This window comes from Clostridium sardiniense (assembly GCF_050584765.1).
GTDB classification, from domain to species: domain Bacteria; phylum Bacillota; class Clostridia; order Clostridiales; family Clostridiaceae; genus Clostridium; species Clostridium sardiniense_A.
The window spans coordinates 343641-362854 of the sequence record NZ_JBNOOR010000001.1; the positions used below are offsets into that span (position 1 = coordinate 343641).

Below are 19214 nucleotides of genomic sequence, written 5' to 3' on the forward strand. Positions count from 1 at the left end.
TCATTAGTATATATATTCCATTATGCATAATTAATATATAAAACTATTAGTTTTTACAGTATCTTTTTCCATTTTGATTTTATAAAAAAATGTTTGTATAATAAGTAAAAATACACTTATAATTAATAGACATGATGATTGGACAGAGAGGAGCGATTTTTTATGGGTAAATTTATGAATAGGCATAGAATAGAAACTATACTCATAGGTGTTGGACTTATAGTATTGTCTTTATTTCTGCATTATTTACACTATTTAACTTTTAATGATTTACACCATACTTTAATATTTTTATTTGCAGATATTGCATTTATTCCAATGGATGTATTCTTTACAGCCTTTGTAATAGAAAAATTACTTGAAAAGCGTGAAAAGAATCATAAGAGAGAAAAATTAATTATGATTAAAGGAGTATTCTTCTCAGAGTTTGGAGCAGATCTTCTAGAAGAGTTTTCTAAAGGTGATAGAGATATTGAAAGTATAACTAAGGTAGCCATTGTAAATAAAGAGTGGGAAAAGAACGATTTTAAGGAGCTTGAAAATGTTATTGAAAATCATGAGTTTTCTGTTGATGCTAGCAAAATAGATTTAGATAGAGTCAAAGAGATTCTTAAAAGTAAGAAGGATATGATAATATCATTTATAAGTAATCCAACTTTAATGGAACATGAGGTATTTTCAGAGTTAATTATGTCATTATTCCATTTACTAGAGGAGTTTGATGATAGATATTATAACATGATATGTGGTTGTTGTGATGATAATCATATAGAAAAAGATATAACTATTTGCTACGAGCAATTAAGTGGAATTTGGGTTAAATATATGAGGCATTTAAAGGTGGAATATCCTCAATTATTTATAAAGGCAATGCTTCATAATCCATTTGATACAAGGACTCTTGATGAAAAACTTGAAACATGTGGATTAAAATGTAGTGGTAAAAATAATAAATGATAAATTTTTAACAAAGAAATATTTGATAGTTGTGTTATTTATTGTATAATCATTATATAATCTAATTAATTTTTTAGGATTATTTACTTAGTTAAACTAAGAATTAGTAATATAGAGATTATAGAAGAGGATTTATGAAAGAGATATTTAAATTAAGGACAACTAAATTAATAGGTTTTTGTTTAATACTTATATTAAATTCTATTCTTTTTGTAAAAATAAATTATTTAAGAAGAACAATTAATGATGCAATTGGAGATTACTATGAATTTAGAGATGTATTTAAGAATTATATAAGTCCTACTATAAGTCTTATTGAAATAATTTCAATAATTATTTTTGCTATAATTATTATACTGTATTTAAGATTTGTGCTTTATAGTAGTAAATTAAATAAATAAATATAAAAATAAGGGTGGATTATCCACCCTTTATTTTATACTAAAATTAATAATTCTTAGTCTTAGTATAATTGCTCTATTATATATCCTTGAGTTTTAAATAGGTCTTTAATACTTGCTATATGTTCATATCCGTTTGTTTCAACGGTGACTTCAAGTAATGTATTTCTTAGCTTATTAACTGCCTTAAATTGATTATGCTCAAGCTTAACAACGTTAGCGTTAGTTTCTCTAAGAAGGTCTGTAATTCTACTAAGTTCTCCTGGAACATTAGGAAGTTCTATTGTGAAGCAGAATAATCTTCCTCTAGAAACTAGGCCACTATTAATAAGAGACATTATAGTAAGCATATCTATATTTCCACCACTTATTATAGCAACAACATTTTTGCCTTCAAAATCTAACTTTGATAATGCAGCAAGGGATGCAGCGCCAGATGCTTCTGCAACAAGTTTTTGCTTTTCATTAAGAGCTAAGAAAGCATCAACTATTTCATTGTCACTAACTGTTACAATAGTATCAACATTCTTTTTAATTAGTGAAAAAGTAAGGTCACCAGGACATTTTACTGCAATTCCATCAGCGATTGTACTTACATAAGGAATGGGAGTTAACCTTTTTGCATGGAAGCTATCGTGCATAGCACTTGCACCTTCAGCTTGAACTCCTATAACTTTTATATCAGGATTAATTTCTTTAGCAGCTAAAGAAATACCACTAATTAATCCACCACCACCGATTGGGCACACTATTGCATCTACATCTTTAAGATCTTCAAATATTTCAAGTGCTATAGTTCCTTGACCATGAATTACATCGATATCATTAAATGGATGTAAGAATGTAGCTCCTTGTTCTTCTTCAATTTTCTTTGCGAAACTATAAGCATCATCATAGCATTTACCATGTAAAATTACATTTCCACCAAAATCTTTAGTAGATTGAACCTTTAAATATGGAGTAGTAGTTGGCATTACAATTGTTGCCTTAATACCCATTAAGCTAGCAGCATATGCAACACCTTGTGCATGATTACCAGCAGATGAGCATACAACACCTTTAGCTTTTTCTTCATCAGTTAAGCTCATCATTTTGTTAAGAGCACCTCTTATTTTGTATGCACCAGTTAATTGAAGGTTTTCACATTTCATAAACACATTGTTTTTACTTGAATCAGAAAAAAACTTACTGTGTAATAAAGGAGTTTTAACCACTACATCCTTAATGTTTTCCCTTGCAGCTTTAATACTATCTAAATGCATAAATAACACCTCTCTTTTGTATATTCTCACACTTATTATAACATTTACATTAAAAGATTATAGAGGTTAAATATAAATAATTAAAATAATTAGACTTTTTGCGAAATATTTAGACTTTTTCCGATTTTTTCTTTATAATAGAAGTGCAAAAGATAAAAGGAGGGAATTTTATGAATAAAACAATAATCAAAACAAATAATGCACCTGCTGCAATAGGACCATACTCACAAGGTGTTAGAGTCGGTAATATGATATATACATCAGGTCAAATTCCACTAAATCCAGAAACAAAGGAACTAGTAACAGAAATAAAGGCTGCTACAAGACAAAGTTTAACAAATGTTAAGGGAATTCTTGAAGAAGCTGGAACAAGCATGGAGAACGTTATAAAGACAACAGTTTTTGTTAAGGATTTAAACGATTTCGCTGCTGTTAACGAAGTTTATGCAACATTCTTCCAAGGAGAACCACCTGCAAGAAGTTGCGTGGAAGTTGCTAAATTACCACTAGATGCACCAGTTGAAATTGAAGTAATTGCTATAGTAGAATAGTAGTTAATTTTAAAGATAAAAAGGCTAAAAATCTTAGATATTATATCTAAGATTTTTAGCTTTTTTGTAGTTAGTATTAAATATTTATATTATTTTTTATAATAAATTTATGAAATAAAATAGAATGGTTATTAATTAAAATGCCCATTTCCATTGATGATTTAACTTATTTAATTGTAAGGGGTATAAAAATTTCATTAATTTAAGTAGAAATGTTATTAAATTTTGTAATAAGTATAAAGTTATTCATAAATAATATAATTAATGAATAAGTTGATTATTTTTTGTGAAATTATTATTATTGCAATTTATAATATTATAAATATATATTATTATAAATATATACAAATTACGGAATTAATGCAAAACCAATTAATGAGATGAAGGGAAGTTTAAACATGGATATTTTACTTATGAAAATAACAATAAGAAATTCTTGGGTAGGTTCCTTAAAAGAAAAAAGAATGATAGTTAGAAGTGTTACTCAAAGATTAAAAAATAAATTTAACATATCAGTTGGAGAAGTTGATAGGCAAGATGAGCATAAGTTCATGGTTATTGGTATATCAGCTGTATGTGGAAATGTAAAAATAGCACATTCTACAAAGGAGAAGATATTAGATTTCTTAGAAGAAACTATTGAAGGGGAAATTATAGATATTGAAGAAGAAACAGAAATATTTTAATTAGTATGGAGGATATAATGAAGTTTAGGGTAGCTAAGTATGGGGATTTAAATCAAATAGGACTAATGATAGATGAGGTCTTAGAAAGTGGTGCAGGGACAGGACTTAATTGGACAAAGGAATATCCAACTATTAAAGATTTTGAAAAGGATCTTAAAAACGGAGATTTATTTGTCATGGAATCTGAAGATACAGAATATAATATAGAAAATAATATTGTTGGAGCTGTAGTTTTAAATAGCTCTGAAGATATAAATTATAAAAAACTCAAATGGAGTAATTCACAAAAAGCTTTAGTTATACATAGATTAATGGTAAGTCCCAAGTTTTCAAGAAGTGGTAATGGGAAAAGACTTTTAAAGTTTATTGAAGAGGAATGCAGACGACGTAAATTATCACATATAAGACTAGATACAAATACTGAGAATATAAGAGCTAAGAGGCTATATATAGGAAGTGGATATGAAGAGGTTGGAGTGATAAATCTTCAAGGAAAAGACGGGGATTTTATCTGTCTAGAAAAAATATTATAAAAATATTGAGAAATTATTGAAAATTATTAAGAAATTATTCTTGACAAAGCTTTTTTAAAATATTATATTAATATACAAGAAGTTTGTAAAATTTTTTCAATTTAGAATATTAAAACTAAATATTAGGTTTCTTATCAAGAGTGGTGGAGGGACTGGCCCTATGAAACCCGGCAACCTACGGACAATACTAAATGTTCGGTTATAGATTCTTCAAGAGTGAGGAGTTTATTTGTTATGAATATTTATACTTTATTGTTACGTGTGGTGCTAAATCCTGCGGCAAGATAATTGCTGATAGATGAGAGAATAAGTTAATAGGGTGATTATATCATGCACTAGGGATTTATTCTCTAGTGCATTTTTTATTTTATTAAGTTTAAGATGCAAAGAGTAGAAGGAACCTATTCTTTAACCAAGAGTTAAAGAATCATAAAAGGTATTTCTTCTACTCTTATTTATTTTCATAAAAGGGGGCAAAATTTATGATAAAGATAGAGAGCATAAAAAAGAATTTTGGAAAATCAGAGGTTTTAAAAGATATATCATTAGAGATAAAGAAAGGAGGGATATATGGAATAATTGGACATAGTGGGGCTGGTAAATCAACATTACTAAGATGTTTAAATGGGCTTGAGAGTTATGATTCAGGTTCAATAAAAGTAATGGGAAAGGAGATTAAGACACTAAATAAGAAAGAAATAAGAGAACTTAGAAAAGACCTTGGAATGATTTTTCAAAGCTTTAACCTCTTAAGTCGTAAGAATGTTTATGAAAATATTGCATTACCTTTAGAGGTTTGGGGATTTAGCAAAGAAAAAATAAATAAGAGGGTATTAGAATTATTAAGATTGGTATCTCTAGAAGATAAAGCTAGTAGCAAGCCAGCTGAGCTTAGTGGGGGACAAAAGCAAAGAGTGGCAATTGCAAGAGCTTTAGCATTAGAACCAAAGATTTTATTATGTGATGAAGCAACATCAGCACTAGATCCAAAGACAACTAAAGATATACTATCACTATTATCAAGAATAAATAAAGAACTTGGAATAACCATAGTTATAGTAACTCATCAAATGGAAGTTGTTAAGGAGGTATGCGAAGATATAACACTTTTAGAAGAGGGCGTAGTTAAAGTACAAGGTAAGTCAGCAGATTTATTCTTAAAGCCAGGTCTTTCTCTTAAAAAATTCTTAGGAGAAGATGATATAGATATATTACCTGATAATGGAGTTAATATAAAAATATTCTTTCCTAAAGACTTTTCAGAAAATGCACTTATAACCAAGATGGCAAAGGATACAAATAAAGATTTTTCAATAGTTTGGGGCAAGCTTGAAAGATTTAGAGGGGATGTACTTGGGAGTTTAGTTATAAGTGTTAATAATGAAGATAAAGAGGAAATATTAGATTACTTAGAAAGTAAAAAAGTTCAGTGGGAGGTATTATAGATGTTTGAAGAAATATTAAAAGCTACAGGTGAAACAGCCTATATGGTAGTGTTATCTACACTTTGTGCATTAATAGTTGGAATTATATTAGCCATAGTCCTTACACTAACTGCACCAGATGGATTAAAACCAAATAAAAGTGTATATAGAGTATTAGATTTTATAGTAAATATTTTAAGAAGTTTTCCATTTGTAATACTTATGGTTGCATTATTCCCACTTAGCAAATTGATAGTTGGGACAACAGTTGGAAAGGAAGCTATGATAGTTCCACTTGCTATTGCAACAGCACCTTTTATTGCAAGAATAATAGAAACTGCATTAAGAGAAGTGGACAAAGGAGTTATTGAGGCTGCAAAATCCTTTGGAGCAACAGATGGGCAGATAATATTTAAGGTAATGTTTAAAGAAGCAGTGCCATCTATGGTATCAGGATTAACATTAACAATAATAAGCGTAATTGGATATTCAGCTATGGCAGGGGCAGTAGCTGGTGGAGGACTTGGAGATGTTGCTATAAGATATGGATATCATAGATATCAAACAGATTACATGATAGTAACAGTAGTACTTTTAATAATTATAGTTCAAGTATTACAAACTTTAGGAAATCATTTTTATAAAAAACTTTCAAAATAGAAATTAAATTTAGCAAAAAGCAATAAATAAATAGGGGGATTTTCAATATGAAAAAGAGCGTAATAATATCATCAGTTTTAGTAGGAGTTTTATCATTAGCGTTAGTAGGATGCGGGGGCAGTTCTAAAGACGATAAAACAATAACAATTGGAGTTACACCAGTTCCACATAAGGAGATTGTAGAACATATAAAACCTAAATTGGAAGAAAAGGGATATACAGTAAATATAAAAGAATTTACGGACTATGTTACACCTAATAAGGCATTATCAGAAGGAAGTTTAGATGCAAACTTCTTTCAACATATACCATACTTAAATAAACAAAATGAAGCTGAGAATTTGGGATTAACTTATACTGCAAAAGTTCATTTAGAACCATTAGGATTATATTCAAAGACTATAAAAGATATTAAGGACTTAAAAGATGGAGCAACTATAGCAATTCCAAATGATCCATCAAATGAAGCAAGAGCACTTAAACTTTTAGAATCTCATGGACTTATAAAGGTTAAAGAAGGAGAGCTTGTAACGCCAAAGGATATAACGGAAAATAAGAAAAATTTTGAATTTAAAGAATTAGAAGCAGCTGCAATTCCAAGAGCATTAGATGATGTTGATGCAGCCGTTATAAATGGAAACTATGCAATAGATGCTGGCTTCTCAGTTAAAAATGATGCGCTTATTGTAGAAGATAAAGATTCAAAGGCAGCAGAACAATATGCAAATATTATAGCTGTTAAAGAAGCTGATAAAGATAGTCAAAAGATTAAAGACTTAACAGAAGCTTTAACATCAGAGGATGTTAAAAACTTTATAAATGAGAAATATGATGGAGCAGTTATTCCAGTATTTTAAAAATTGGTTATGATTTAAATCATTGCTTATAAATAGTAGCAATTAAACGGACAAGTGTGAACTTGTCCGTTTTCTGTTAATTCGTATAATATTATGAGCCTAACAAATCTAATGCATTTATTTAAATATGTAGTAGATTTTTAAAAAGAAAGAGACATATACTTAATTTTATGGGGTGTAATCAATTCTAAGCACAGTTCTTTAACAGAGCCTTAAATTAAAAGGATATTAATACAACAATAATAATATATTAATAATCATTAAAGTTTTATTGATTTACGATAAATAATGTGCTAAAATAAAATAATAACAAATAAGAGAGGTACTCTTTATGAGACTTAAATCAACACTTTTTTTAAAAATAGCCCTTATACTTATTGGAATTCCCATTCTTGCCCTTGGTATATTTGGATTGTTTGATTTATACAAGTATCCATTAAATCTAAATAATCATGAGCTAATACTATGTCCTATTATAATAGGTATATATGTAACAGGTATACCCTTTTATTTTGCTTTATATCAAACTTTTAAATTATTATGCTACATTGATAAGAGTAATGCTTTCTCGGAACTATCTGTAAAAGCTTTAAAGAATATAAAATACTGTGCAATCTCAATAAGTATATTTTATACAACAATATTGCCAGTTTGTATGTCTTATAGCCAAAAACATGATTTCCCAGGACTCGTAATAATGGCGACGTTCTCAAGCTTCACTTCAGCGGTAATTGCAGTCTTTGCAGCCGTCCTGCAAAAGCTTTTAAGAGAAGCCATAGATATAAAGTCAGAAAATGATTTAACAGTATAGAGGTGAAGTATTTGGCAATTATAATTAATATTGATGTCATGTTAGCTAAAAGAAAAATGAGTGTAACAGAACTTACTGAAAAAGTTGGAATAACAATGGCTAACCTTTCTATATTGAAAAATGGAAAGGCAAAAGCTATAAGGTTTTCAACATTAGAAGCAATATGTAAATCACTGGATTGTCAGCCTGGCGATATCTTAGAATTCAGAAACGAAGAAGAAAGATAATAATATATTGAGCATTATAGGTGGACAATTCCACCTATAATTTTTTTGCTATATTTCAATACTATGTTAAACCATAGCTTCTTATAAAAATGATTATTTAAAAATATTATAGAAAATTATTACTTAGGTTATATATAATTTACATTCTAACTATAAAAGGGTAAAATTAAATAAATAATCGAATATTTGGGGGAGGATAAATTTTATGAATATATCAAAGGTATGCGTAAATCTTACGGGAAAAGATATTTTAAGTATTGTAAACGACTTTGTTCACGTAAAAGGCTTAATTTTAGATGAAGTAATTATAAATAATAATGTTTTAATTAAAGGTAGTTTTACTAAGGGATTAAAAATAAATTTTGAAGCAACTATAGATGAACTTGGAGTAGAAAATGGAAAAATAATTGGAAGATTTTCTAAGTTGAAAGTATACAAGCTTGGGATCTTTAAAATTTTTAGAAGTTTAGCACTAAAAGTTGGATTAAAGGCTGCAGGAGATATTGGAATAGATGCAACTAAAGATAGATTAACAGTTGATATAGATCAAATTTTAGAAAAAGTACCTTTTGTTAAAGTAAGTGTTGAAGAAGCATACATAAAAGGAAATGTTATTGTAACTAATGTTAATGATATAACCGTAAATATAGGCGAAATAATTAATAAATTCGAAAAAGATGAAGTTTCAGAAAAAGAAAAAGAAAAAGAGATAGAAAAGATAAATAGTAATGATATAGTATCCACAGAAGCCTTAGGATTAAAAGATAGTGTTACTAGATATAATAAAGAATATATAAATGAAGATATAGAAGAATTAATTGAAGAAAAAGAAATTCTAGAAATAAAAGAAGCGCTTCAAGATACTGATAAAAAAGATGATTACTATTCAATAGGAAGAAACGCTACTAAAGAAAAGGTGGAAAATAAATTACCTGATAACGCAAAACAGTATTCAGATTATTTATTCTTAATACCAGATTTAGCAGCATTAATATTTAGGCTATTAAAGGATAATAGAGTACCACTTAAAACAAAACTTGCAGTATCTGGATCTATAGCATATATAGTTTGTCCAACAGATATGATACCAAACAATATACCTTTTATAGGTAAGATAGACGATTTAGCTGTACTTTTCTTTGCATTAAATAGAATAGCTAATGATGTTCCTTTAAAGGTAATAGTTGAAAATTGGTCAGGTAAAAATGAATTAATATTAGTTTTAAAGAGTGGACTTGATTATGTGTCAGGATTCACAGGTGCAGGAAATGTGGAGAAGGTTTATAATGTTGTAGAACAATTAAGTGTATTGTAAATTAAAAAGGAGCAAAGTATGGCAAAATATTATTCAGTATTTAAAGGAAAATCAGGTGTACCTAAAATTTTTACAACTTGGGATGAATGTAAAGCCGAAGTTATAGGATGCAAAGGTGCTATATATAAAAGTTTTAAAACAATGGATGAAGCAAAGAAATTTATTCTTTTAAATATAGAAGGTGGAAGTAATAAAATTACAAAAAAAACAAAATCAAATAATATAAGTAAGTGTGATAATAAAAATGTTCCTTCTGAGAGCTTTGTAGCAGAAGATGGTTTAACTATTTATGTTGATGGAAGCTTTTCTGTACAAAAAGGAAACTTTTCATATGGTCTTTTAGCAATAAAAGATGGAGAAATTATTTATGAAGATAATGGTGTTGGCTTTGATGAGAAGGCAATTCCACTTAGAAATGTTTCAGGAGAGGTTCTTGGTGCTAAAAAGGCAGTTGAATATGCAATAGAAAATGGATATGAATCTGTATCTATAGTTTTTGATTACCAAGGAATAGAATCTTGGGCACTTGGAACATGGAAAAGAAATAATGAAATAACAGCAGAATATCATAAATTTATGCAAGAAAAAATGAATGAAATAAATATAAGATTTAAAAAAGTAAAAGGTCATTCAGGAGATAAATTTAATGATAAAGCAGATATTCTAGCCAAATCAGCATTAGGCATAATATAGTATACCTAGCCATAAATTTCTTAGTTTAAAAAACGATAAACTACATAATATAAAAATAGCATCAGAAACAAATAAAATTTTATTAAAGAGGTGTTATTTATGGGTAGATTAATTAGAGGAATGGCTGCAGGTGCTGTTATAGGTACAGCAGTAAGTATGATGATTATGCCACAAATTGACAGAAGAACTAGAAGAACAATGAGAAGAGCAGGTAGAAGAATGATGCATGCAGCTAGAGTAGACAATATGATGTCAATGATAAGATAGTCTAAAAAAACACTTACTATAATATAGTAAGTGTTTTTTTTATAAATGTATTACCTTAAATATGTCGAGTCTTTTGAGAAATATATGAGGAATTTAATTTTAATTAAACTTTAGTGTTAAAAAAATTAACAAACTTTAACAAGAATGTTGTATATATTCAAAGAAGCGTGTTATAATAGGGTTAAATTTATACAAAATGTAAATAAAATTAACAAACATTGAATAAAATACGAAATAGAAAAGGACGAAAGAGTATGGAAATTCTATCTTTAGGAGAAAAGATAAAGAGAAAAAGAAAAGAACTAAACATGACATTAAAAGACTTAGCTAAAGACAGAATAACTCCTGGTCAGATTAGTTTAGTTGAATCAGGAAGATCAAATCCATCAATGGATTTATTAGAGTATTTAGCAGCAAATTTACAAACAACAGTCGAGTATTTAATGGAATCAGAAGAAAGTCAAGCTGAAAAAGTATGCACTTATTATGAGCAAATAGCTGAGGCATATATATTAGATGAAGGATTTACAGCAGCTGAGAAATATATAGAGAATGCATTATATTATGCAGAACTTTATAATTTAGAGTATAAGAAAGCAAAGATACTTTATTTAAGAGCGAATATACATGTTGGAAAAGGTGAACTTACCGTAGCACAACAATATCTCTTATCAGCAAATGTTATTTTTATAAAAAATAATAGACATAAAGAAATAATTCAGACATTCTTAAATCTTGCAAAGATAACTTTAGAACTGAAAGCATATTATTCTGCAAATAGTTATTTAAAGCAAGCAGAAAAAGTATTTATGGATAATGAAGTTGGAGAAGATTATCTTTTAGGAGAAATCTATTTCTATTTAGCTAAAACTTATTTTGAAATGGACAATATAGGACGAGCTATAGATTATTCATTCTTAGCTAAAGAGAAGTTTGAAAAGATAAATAATAAAGAAAAATATGCAAAGACATTATTATTCTTATCAGAAGAATATAATAAAAATGGAGATTTAGAAAATGCTATAAAGTATTCAAAGAAAACTTTAAAGATTTATAGAGAATTAAATGACTTTTCAAATATATCAAATATAGAAAATGACCTAGGAAGACTTTTCTATAACTTTGAAAATATAGAGGAATCATTTAAGCATTATGAACTTGCAAGGGATATGAGAGTACAAAATAATGATAAAAAATTAATTGAAACTTTAATAAATATATGTAAGAACTATTTAAAGATAAAAGACTTAAATAAGTGTCAGGAGGTATTAGAGCAAATATCTGATAAACTTACTGATGAGGATTCAGAAGAAAAAATAGAATGTAATTTAATAAAATATAGAATGTGTATTATTGATGATAGAAAAATAGAGGCAGAAAATATTTTATTAGACAGCTATAGGTATGCAAAAAATAGAGAGCTGTTCCAAAAAGCAGGGGAACTTGCTATTATGCTTGGAAAATTCTATATTGATGAGAAAAATGATGAGAATGCAGCGAGATATTTAGATGAGGGAGTTAGTATATTTAGGGAAATTGGAATACTAAACAACTAGCTAAATGGGGGGTTAAAAATGGAGATACTTTCAACAGGAGAAAAAATAAAAAGAGCTAGGATATATAAAGGAATTACGCTAAAAGAGTTGTGTGGGAAAGAAATTTCTATATCCAAGATGAGTTGTATAGAGAATGGAAAAGTGAAGCCAGATGAAGAGATATTAAGATATATAGCAGATATTATACAGCTAGATTACAGTTATTTGGCAAAAGATATTTATGAGCAAATAATTGAGAATATGAAGAGATTTGATGAGGAAGCTAATACAGATGGTAATATAGAGAATGATATACAGTTAAATTTAGAATATGCTATTGATTATGAATACTATGAATTAGCATTTGATTTAATACATAGACTGTTTAATTACTATTTAAGAGAAAATAAGTTAGATGATATATTAGAACTTGTTCCAAAGTATTATGATTTATATAGAAGAAATAATACAGATGAGAATACTATAATATACTTTAAAGATATGGCAAACTATTTATATTCAAGTAAAGAATATAGTGAGGCTAGAAATTACTATAATAGAGTTCTAGAAATATTAATTGATAAAAATGATACAAAAAATGAATTATACCCTTACATGAGCTACAGAGAGGGAATGTGTCTTTTAAGATGTGAGGAATATGATGAAGCAGAAAAGTATTTAACTATAGCAAAAGAGAATTCAGATAATATAGAATCAGATGACCTTAAAGGCAAGATATACTATGCTGCTTCTCTTATAAGTATTCTTAATAATAGAGATGGGAAGTCTGATTATTTATCAAAATCCTATGAGTTTTTAAATAACAATAATATAAGAATTGCAGAATCAAAAATTGATTATGCTGAAGCTTATTTTAGGATTAATGAAGATGAAAAAGCTTTAAATGAGATAAATGAAGTTGTTGACTTATTGCCACAAGAACAACTTTATGATGTTGGAAGTCTCTATGTAAAAGGGGCAAGACTCCTTAAGAAAAATAATCAATTAGAGTTAGCAGATGAATTTGCAGATAAAGCTTTAAATATTGCAATAGAGACAAATCATATAGAGCTAATTGAAGAGGCTTATTACTTAAAAGGAATGCTTCTTCAAATGCAAGAGAGATATAGAGAAGCAGAGCTTTATATGAATCTATCATTAGATTCACTTGTAAAGTTTGGTACTAAAAAAGATTTATATAGTAGATATATAGATATGGCTAATATGTACCATAAAACTCAATCTGTTCAAGACTCAATAAAATATTTTACATTAGCAATGAACATAAAAAGAAAAATATAATATGAATTTTAAAGGTCAGTATTAAAATTTATTTTGATACTGACCCATAATAAAAGGAGGATTCGACTTTGAATCCTCCTTTTTGAGTATAATAGTATAATGAAATATTTTTCAAAAAATAGCTACCTATGTAACAAGTAGGTTTATTAATAAAGACAAATTTATACTAATAAAAACTATGTTTTATCAATTTTTTTTAGTTTTATTAAATGAATTTACAAATAAATATTGAAAACGTTTAAAAAATAATATAAAATGAAATTGAATTTTATATAATCAATATAAGGGGGAACATTATGAGAAAAGGATATCTATTAAAGCCATATTGGAGGGATTTATCTAAGTTATTAGTAGTTGTATTTATTATGAATTTAATTTTACCAATTAAATTTGTTAATGCAGACACAAATGATAACTTAATAAAAAACTATAAGTATTCTGATGACAATTTAGATAGTAAACCGGATTACTGGAGTTTTTATGCAAAGGGTAATAATTATGATTCCCATATTTCAGATAGTGAATATAAAAAAGATCCTAATTCACTAGTAATTGATGTTAAAGCAAAAGATAGCAATGCAATAATAGTTCATCAAACAGTTAATTTAACTAAAGAACAACTAAATAAAAAATATAAATTTACTCAATGGATAAAGACAGAAAATTTTGTTGGAGCAGGTGCTCATATTAGATTACAAATAGTAAATAAGAGTAATCAAAAACTTGATATATTTGAATTAACTCCTAAGGTTACAGGGAATAAAGATTGGACAGAGTTAAGTTACGAACTTGATATACCAGATTCAATGGGTGGCGTAGAAGTCGGCGGTTTAAAAATTGAAAACTACATTTCAAACAATAGTACAGGTAAAGTCTATTTCAATGAGCCAAAGCTTGTATGTATTGGAGATTCAGATAAAGAAGAAATACCAGACCCAGGTGTTCCTGAATACAAAGATAGCCTTGTATTAAATGGATACTTTGAAAAAGTTAAAACTGATGGAACAGCAGACAAATGGGGAAGATGGCAAAGCGGAAGTAATAAATTTAATACGGAAATTGATGATAAAGTATTTTTTGAAGGAAAGAACTCAATTAGATTAGAAAATGGAGAAGAAGATAAAACTGCAAGAGGTACATTAAATCAAACAATAAGAGATATACCAGAAGATGCACAAGGTAAATCACTTAAAGTAAGCCAATGGATTAAAACAGAGAACTTTAATGGAAAAGGTCTTATATTAAGACTTCAATATAAATCACCAGATGGTCAAAAAATTGAACCAATGGGAATGGTAGATTTAAATATTAAAGAAAATATGAATTGGACAAACTTTGAATTTAAATTAGATCTTCCAAAAGAAACTTTAGGAAGCATAGTGTTTGAATACTTATATGATGATGCTAAAGGTAAAGTTTGGATAGATAATGTAGAAGTAAATCCATATACAAAATTATCTAGTATAGAAGCTAAATCAAATGTAATTAAGTTAGAAAAGGGTAAAAGTGAAAAAATAGATTTAACTTTCACTCCAAATAATGCTACAAATAAAGATGTTACTTTTGAAAGTTCAGATGAAAAAGTAGCAACTGTTAATAATGAGGGGATAGTAACTGGAGTAAAGAGTGGAGCATGCAAGATCATTGTTAAAAATGAAGAAAGCAACATTAAGTTAGAGATACCAGTTATAGTTGGAGAGTCAGATCAAATAAATATAAAAGATATAGGAACAATAAAGGGCACGGAAAATTCAGTTATAAAAGGTAAAATAGAAGCTAAATCCCAAACCGGTTTACAATTGAATTATAGCTCTTTAACTGACCCAAGCAATGGAACTTTAAACTTAAAAGAAGATGGAAACTTTGAATATTATCCAAATAAAAATTATTATGGAGATGATACATTTACAGTAAAGGTTAGTGATACAAACAATAATTTTGCCGCTACTAATGTAAAAGTTCAAGTTGAAAAAAGTAATAAGGCTCCAATATTTGAAAACTTCAATATTACTTTAAATGAAAATGAATTAATAAAAGATAAAAAATTCAATGCAAAAGATCCAGAAGGCGAAGATTTAAAATTCCAAATTGTTGATAAAGCACAAAATGGTGAATTTACTATAAGTGATAATAAATATAATTATAAGCCGAGCAAAGACTTTAATGGATATGACTCTGTAAAAGTTAAAGTTACAGATACTTTTGGTAATGAGGTTATAGCAGAAGGTAACATATTTGTGGCACCTTCAATAGAAAATATAAATAATCTTGTAAAGAAAGAACACCCAAGACTTTTAGCATCAGAAGATGAGTTTGATTCATTAAGAAAATTAGTTAAGACTGATGAAAACGCTAAAATATGGTTCGAAAAATTAAAGGTTAAGATAGATAAAATATTAACATCACCAGTTGTAGAATATAATAAACCAGACGGATTAAGATTAGATACAACTGCATCAAAAAATATTGTTGATTTAGCATTTATGTATCAAATAACAGGTGAAAAGAAATATGCAGATAGAGCTTGGCTTGAACTTGAAAATGTTTCTGTTAAATATCCAGATTGGAGCCATCAGCACTATTTAGATGCTACAATGACATCTTTTGGAGTTGCAATAGGATTTGACTGGTTATACTCATATTTAAGTGTAGAACAAAGAGCTACAATAGAGAAAGCTTTAGTTAAGAATTCATTAAGTATAGGACTTGGATACTATAAAAATAATTCACACTTCTTTGTTGAAGATAAATATAATTGGAACTTTGTTTGTAATACAGGATTAACAGCAGGGGCACTAGCTATAATGGGAGAAAATAATGATGAAATGGCTGGTGAAATAATTCAAGAAGCATTTAAATCAATTCAGAATGGGTTAACTCAATATTATCCTGAAGGAGATTCAATAGAAGGAATATCATATTGGGATTATGGTACAAGATATTTAGTTTACTTCCTATCATCTGTAAGCTCCGCAATTAAAGGAGAAAATTTATTTGTTAATGCACCAGGAATTAAAGAAACTCCAGATTATCCAATGTTTATGACTGGAAAGGATGGAGCATATAATTATTCAGATAATGATAGAAATTTACCAGTTGGTTACTTAAATCTTTGGTTTGCAAATGAATTAAATAGACCGGATCTTACATGGTACCATAAGTATTATATGTCACAAGATGAAGCAGTAGTAAATGTATATGATTTATTATGGTATAAGCCAGAATTATATACTGGAGAAAGTCCAAAAGAATTAGATAGGGCTTACAAAGAAAGACAATCTGTAATAACTATGAGAAAAGATTGGGAAGACCCACTATCAAGTTTTGTAGGATTTAAGGGTGGATTAAATGGTGCACCACATGGAGATTTAGATATTGGTTCCTTTGTATTTGATGCATTAGGTGAAAGATGGGCATTAGACCTTGGAAAAGAAAATTATAACCTTCCAGGATATTGGGAAAAAGAAGAAGGCGGAAGAAGATGGAATTATTACAGAAAGAGAGCAGAAGGACATAATACTCTAATAATAAATCCAGGTTCAGGATATGACCAAGAAGTTAATGTATATTCACCTATAATAGATATGAAATTAAATCAGGGCAATAATGGTTATGGGATAATAGATATGACAAGTGCTTATGATAGAGAAGCTTTAAGTGTAAAGAGAGGAATTAAATTCATAAATAGAGAAGAAATTCTTGTAAGAGATGAATATATGTTAAAGAAATCAGGTGAAGTTGCATGGCAAATGCATACTGATAAAGAAGCAGAATTAACTGAAGATGGAAAAGCAGTTATTTTAAAAGATGGAGATAAAAGACTATATGTAAAACTTCTTAATGATGGAAATGAAAAGTTTGAAATAGTTGACGCTAAGCCATATGATGGATCACCAAATCCAGAAGGACAAAATCCTAATAAGGGAATAAAAAAATTAATAGTTAAATCTAAAGGAAGAGAAGGAACTATTAATGTATGGATGGCTCCATTTATGGAAGGAGACAACATTCCAAGTAAAGCGCCAGAAGTTACAAACTTAATGGCTTGGAAAAATGAATCAGATGACGATAGCGCATCAAGTCCAGAAGATAAACCAGAAAACAAACCAGAAGATAATACTAAACCTGAGAACAAACCAGAAAATAAACCAGAAAATAAGCCAGAGAGTAAACCTGAAAGTAAGCCAGAAAATAAACCAGGTAATAATCAAGGCGATAAACCAAGCTTAGATAAAAATGAGTCAGTTGAAAATAAAAACGATAAAGATATACCAAAAACAGGGAAAGAAGGCTTAGAAATGATATTCTTAGGACTAGTATCACTTGTTGTAGGGGCATTTATTATAAGAAAATAAAATTTTAAAAGAATAATAGATAAGGAGCTGTATCAAAATAAATTTTGATACTAACAGATAAGAAAAGGAGGATTCGAACTTGAATCCTCCTTTTTTTGCATAACAGTATAATGAAACAATTTTCAAGAATATTAAAAAGGGAGCCATCAACGTAAATGATTCAAAAATCATTTGCGAGATTTAAATAAAGTGAAAGTTGAAATGTATATTTAATTTTTCTATAGGAATAAACATATTAATAATAAGAATTATTAAATAGAGGTTAGATAATTATGAATAAGATTGTAATAGAAGCTGTAGAGAGTAGTATGAAATCTGATTTATATAAAAATAAATCTATTAGTAATACAAAAACACTTACAGTTGGAACTATTAAAAAGGGCTTTAGAATAGAGCATTGTAATACATCAATAAAATTTAATTTAGGTAATAAATTAAATAAATTTAGAAACATCAATAAAGCAATATTAAAACTATATATAAATAAAACCTATTATGAGAGAAGAAAATATGGAAACAACATTAATATCTATATAAATAATGATGAATTTATAGGGAATAATGAAAATGTTAAAGGGAAGAAAGTTTATAATAAACCAATTTCTAGTACTATAGTAACTAAAAATATGCAAGATAAGTATATTTACTTAGACTTAACTCAAGTAGTTAAAGATTTAAATAGGAAGAAGATAGAGAATAAGGATATAACCATAAGCACTTCTAAAACTGAACATAGTAGTTATATAGTTATAGATTCAGCTTTTGGTAAGTTTAAACCAAGTCTTGAGATTTATGGCTGTAATTATTGCAATGATATGAGATGTGATGATTTAAATTGTCCAAGAAATGTCTATGGAGTATTAGAATACTTACATATCGGTCATAATTATCCGTTGATGTTAAATAAAAATGAAAAATTAAAATTTAATAATAAGAGATTAAAGAATATTTTAGTAAATAATGAACAAAATAAATTGATAGTAGAGATGGAAGGCATGTATATTATCACATGGAAAATAAAAAAAAGGTCTATAAAAAATTCTGATTTAAACTCTTTAAACCTAGCTGTTTCAATAAATGACGCTGAAGAGATATGTGAGATTACAGAATTAGAATGTGATAATAATGAGATAATTACATCTTCTGATATAACATATCTTCAAAGAGGTGATGAACTATCGTTAACAAATATAGGTTTAGAGAAAATAACTTTAATAGATAATAATAGAAATTTAGAGAAAAATAGAGCTTTAGTAAGATTATCTTTAGTAAAAATATAAAAATGAATGAAAATCAAAGTATTTAATCAAAAAATAATCTTTGACTTTCTTTGACTAATATAATATTATGATGTTAAGAAATGAAAAGTAAGAGGTGA

At 27.9% G+C, this 19214-nt stretch carries 18 protein-coding genes and 1 riboswitch; of the genes, 17 read left to right on the forward strand and 1 reads right to left on the reverse strand.

Annotated features, from left to right (window positions below; all coding sequences use genetic code 11):
• The first annotated feature begins 162 nt into the window (after positions 1-162).
• Both ACQPUW_RS01745 and ACQPUW_RS01750 read left to right on the forward strand, forming a co-directional pair.
• Positions 163-957 carry a hypothetical protein gene (locus tag ACQPUW_RS01745; protein ID WP_430835774.1) on the forward strand — a complete coding sequence of 265 codons (795 nt, stop codon included), beginning with the start codon at positions 163-165 and terminating at the stop codon, positions 955-957.
• Between the two features lie 134 nt (positions 958-1091).
• Positions 1092-1358 (forward strand): hypothetical protein, encoded by a 267-nt coding sequence (locus tag ACQPUW_RS01750; RefSeq protein WP_430835775.1) that lies wholly within the window; start codon positions 1092-1094, stop codon positions 1356-1358.
• A gap of 62 nt (positions 1359-1420) precedes the next feature.
• Here ACQPUW_RS01750 and ilvA read toward each other — a convergent pair whose 3' ends face one another.
• Positions 1421-2620, reverse strand: a complete 1200-nt coding sequence (gene ilvA, locus ACQPUW_RS01755; protein WP_430835776.1) for a threonine ammonia-lyase — start codon at positions 2618-2620, stop codon at positions 1421-1423.
• A 170-nt stretch (positions 2621-2790) separates the two neighbouring features.
• Here ilvA and ACQPUW_RS01760 point away from each other — a divergent pair, with 170 nt between their 5' ends.
• The 15 genes from ACQPUW_RS01760 (at position 2791) to ACQPUW_RS01830 (ending at position 19116) form a co-directional block, all read left to right on the forward strand.
• A complete protein-coding gene (locus ACQPUW_RS01760) occupies positions 2791-3171 on the forward strand; it encodes a RidA family protein (RefSeq protein WP_430835777.1) in 381 nt (126 codons plus the stop codon).
• Positions 3172-3569: 398 nt separating this feature from the next.
• Positions 3570-3857, forward strand: coding sequence for a DUF503 domain-containing protein (locus ACQPUW_RS01765; protein ID WP_430837260.1), 288 nt, complete (start codon positions 3570-3572; stop codon positions 3855-3857).
• A 17-nt stretch (positions 3858-3874) separates the two neighbouring features.
• Positions 3875-4390: a GNAT family N-acetyltransferase gene (locus ACQPUW_RS01770; protein ID WP_430835778.1), complete on the forward strand. Its 516-nt coding sequence runs from the start codon at positions 3875-3877 to the stop codon at positions 4388-4390.
• Between the two features lie 128 nt (positions 4391-4518).
• Positions 4519-4695, forward strand: a riboswitch (SAM riboswitch).
• Between the two features lie 177 nt (positions 4696-4872).
• Positions 4873-5835: a methionine ABC transporter ATP-binding protein gene (locus ACQPUW_RS01775; RefSeq protein WP_430835779.1), complete on the forward strand. Its 963-nt coding sequence runs from the start codon at positions 4873-4875 to the stop codon at positions 5833-5835.
• Positions 5836-6474 (forward strand): methionine ABC transporter permease, encoded by a 639-nt coding sequence (locus ACQPUW_RS01780; protein ID WP_430835780.1) that lies wholly within the window; start codon positions 5836-5838, stop codon positions 6472-6474. It begins immediately after the preceding gene.
• A 47-nt stretch (positions 6475-6521) separates the two neighbouring features.
• Entirely contained in the window at positions 6522-7331 is an 810-nt protein-coding gene (locus ACQPUW_RS01785; protein WP_430835781.1) for a MetQ/NlpA family ABC transporter substrate-binding protein, read from the forward strand.
• Between the two features lie 331 nt (positions 7332-7662).
• Positions 7663-8142 carry a DUF2975 domain-containing protein gene (locus ACQPUW_RS01790; RefSeq protein ID WP_430835782.1) on the forward strand — a complete coding sequence of 160 codons (480 nt, stop codon included), beginning with the start codon at positions 7663-7665 and terminating at the stop codon, positions 8140-8142.
• An 11-nt stretch (positions 8143-8153) separates the two neighbouring features.
• Complete coding sequence (locus ACQPUW_RS01795; RefSeq protein WP_430837261.1) at positions 8154-8369, forward strand: helix-turn-helix domain-containing protein; 216 nt, start codon at positions 8154-8156, stop codon at positions 8367-8369.
• A 205-nt stretch (positions 8370-8574) separates the two neighbouring features.
• Complete coding sequence (locus tag ACQPUW_RS01800; RefSeq protein ID WP_430835783.1) at positions 8575-9684, forward strand: YkvA family protein; 1110 nt, start codon at positions 8575-8577, stop codon at positions 9682-9684.
• Positions 9685-9702: 18 nt separating this feature from the next.
• Entirely contained in the window at positions 9703-10377 is a 675-nt protein-coding gene (locus ACQPUW_RS01805; RefSeq protein WP_430835784.1) for a viroplasmin family protein, read from the forward strand.
• Between the two features lie 99 nt (positions 10378-10476).
• A complete protein-coding gene (locus tag ACQPUW_RS01810; RefSeq protein ID WP_204594770.1) occupies positions 10477-10644 on the forward strand; it encodes a YtxH domain-containing protein in 168 nt (55 codons plus the stop codon).
• Positions 10645-10898: 254 nt separating this feature from the next.
• A complete protein-coding gene (locus ACQPUW_RS01815; RefSeq protein ID WP_430835785.1) occupies positions 10899-12200 on the forward strand; it encodes a helix-turn-helix domain-containing protein in 1302 nt (433 codons plus the stop codon).
• 18 nt (positions 12201-12218) lie between these two features.
• Positions 12219-13481: a transcriptional regulator gene (locus ACQPUW_RS01820; protein ID WP_430835786.1), complete on the forward strand. Its 1263-nt coding sequence runs from the start codon at positions 12219-12221 to the stop codon at positions 13479-13481.
• Between the two features lie 296 nt (positions 13482-13777).
• On the forward strand, positions 13778-17836 hold the full coding sequence (locus ACQPUW_RS01825; protein WP_430835787.1) for an Ig-like domain-containing protein: 4059 nt from the start codon (positions 13778-13780) through the stop codon (positions 17834-17836).
• A gap of 272 nt (positions 17837-18108) precedes the next feature.
• Positions 18109-19116, forward strand: a complete 1008-nt coding sequence (locus ACQPUW_RS01830; protein ID WP_430835788.1) for a DNRLRE domain-containing protein — start codon at positions 18109-18111, stop codon at positions 19114-19116.
• The last annotated feature ends 98 nt before the right edge of the window (positions 19117-19214 follow it).

What these genes read in the sequence shown, in the direction of transcription:
- ACQPUW_RS01745 (WP_430835774.1), top strand. Translation starts at nt 163, where the DNA reads ATGGGTAAATTTATGAATAGGCATAGAATAGAAACTATACTCATAGGT.
- ACQPUW_RS01750 (WP_430835775.1), top strand. Translation starts at nt 1,092, where the DNA reads ATGAAAGAGATATTTAAATTAAGGACAACTAAATTAATAGGTTTTTGT.
- ilvA (WP_430835776.1), bottom strand. Translation starts at nt 2,620, where the DNA reads ATGCATTTAGATAGTATTAAAGCTGCAAGGGAAAACATTAAGGATGTA.
- ACQPUW_RS01760 (WP_430835777.1), top strand. Translation starts at nt 2,791, where the DNA reads ATGAATAAAACAATAATCAAAACAAATAATGCACCTGCTGCAATAGGA.
- ACQPUW_RS01765 (WP_430837260.1), top strand. Translation starts at nt 3,570, where the DNA reads ATGGATATTTTACTTATGAAAATAACAATAAGAAATTCTTGGGTAGGT.
- ACQPUW_RS01770 (WP_430835778.1), top strand. Translation starts at nt 3,875, where the DNA reads ATGAAGTTTAGGGTAGCTAAGTATGGGGATTTAAATCAAATAGGACTA.
- ACQPUW_RS01775 (WP_430835779.1), top strand. Translation starts at nt 4,873, where the DNA reads ATGATAAAGATAGAGAGCATAAAAAAGAATTTTGGAAAATCAGAGGTT.
- ACQPUW_RS01780 (WP_430835780.1), top strand. Translation starts at nt 5,836, where the DNA reads ATGTTTGAAGAAATATTAAAAGCTACAGGTGAAACAGCCTATATGGTA.
- ACQPUW_RS01785 (WP_430835781.1), top strand. Translation starts at nt 6,522, where the DNA reads ATGAAAAAGAGCGTAATAATATCATCAGTTTTAGTAGGAGTTTTATCA.
- ACQPUW_RS01790 (WP_430835782.1), top strand. Translation starts at nt 7,663, where the DNA reads ATGAGACTTAAATCAACACTTTTTTTAAAAATAGCCCTTATACTTATT.
- ACQPUW_RS01800 (WP_430835783.1), top strand. Translation starts at nt 8,575, where the DNA reads ATGAATATATCAAAGGTATGCGTAAATCTTACGGGAAAAGATATTTTA.
- ACQPUW_RS01805 (WP_430835784.1), top strand. Translation starts at nt 9,703, where the DNA reads ATGGCAAAATATTATTCAGTATTTAAAGGAAAATCAGGTGTACCTAAA.
- ACQPUW_RS01810 (WP_204594770.1), top strand. Translation starts at nt 10,477, where the DNA reads ATGGGTAGATTAATTAGAGGAATGGCTGCAGGTGCTGTTATAGGTACA.
- ACQPUW_RS01815 (WP_430835785.1), top strand. Translation starts at nt 10,899, where the DNA reads ATGGAAATTCTATCTTTAGGAGAAAAGATAAAGAGAAAAAGAAAAGAA.
- ACQPUW_RS01820 (WP_430835786.1), top strand. Translation starts at nt 12,219, where the DNA reads ATGGAGATACTTTCAACAGGAGAAAAAATAAAAAGAGCTAGGATATAT.
- ACQPUW_RS01825 (WP_430835787.1), top strand. Translation starts at nt 13,778, where the DNA reads ATGAGAAAAGGATATCTATTAAAGCCATATTGGAGGGATTTATCTAAG.
- ACQPUW_RS01830 (WP_430835788.1), top strand. Translation starts at nt 18,109, where the DNA reads ATGAATAAGATTGTAATAGAAGCTGTAGAGAGTAGTATGAAATCTGAT.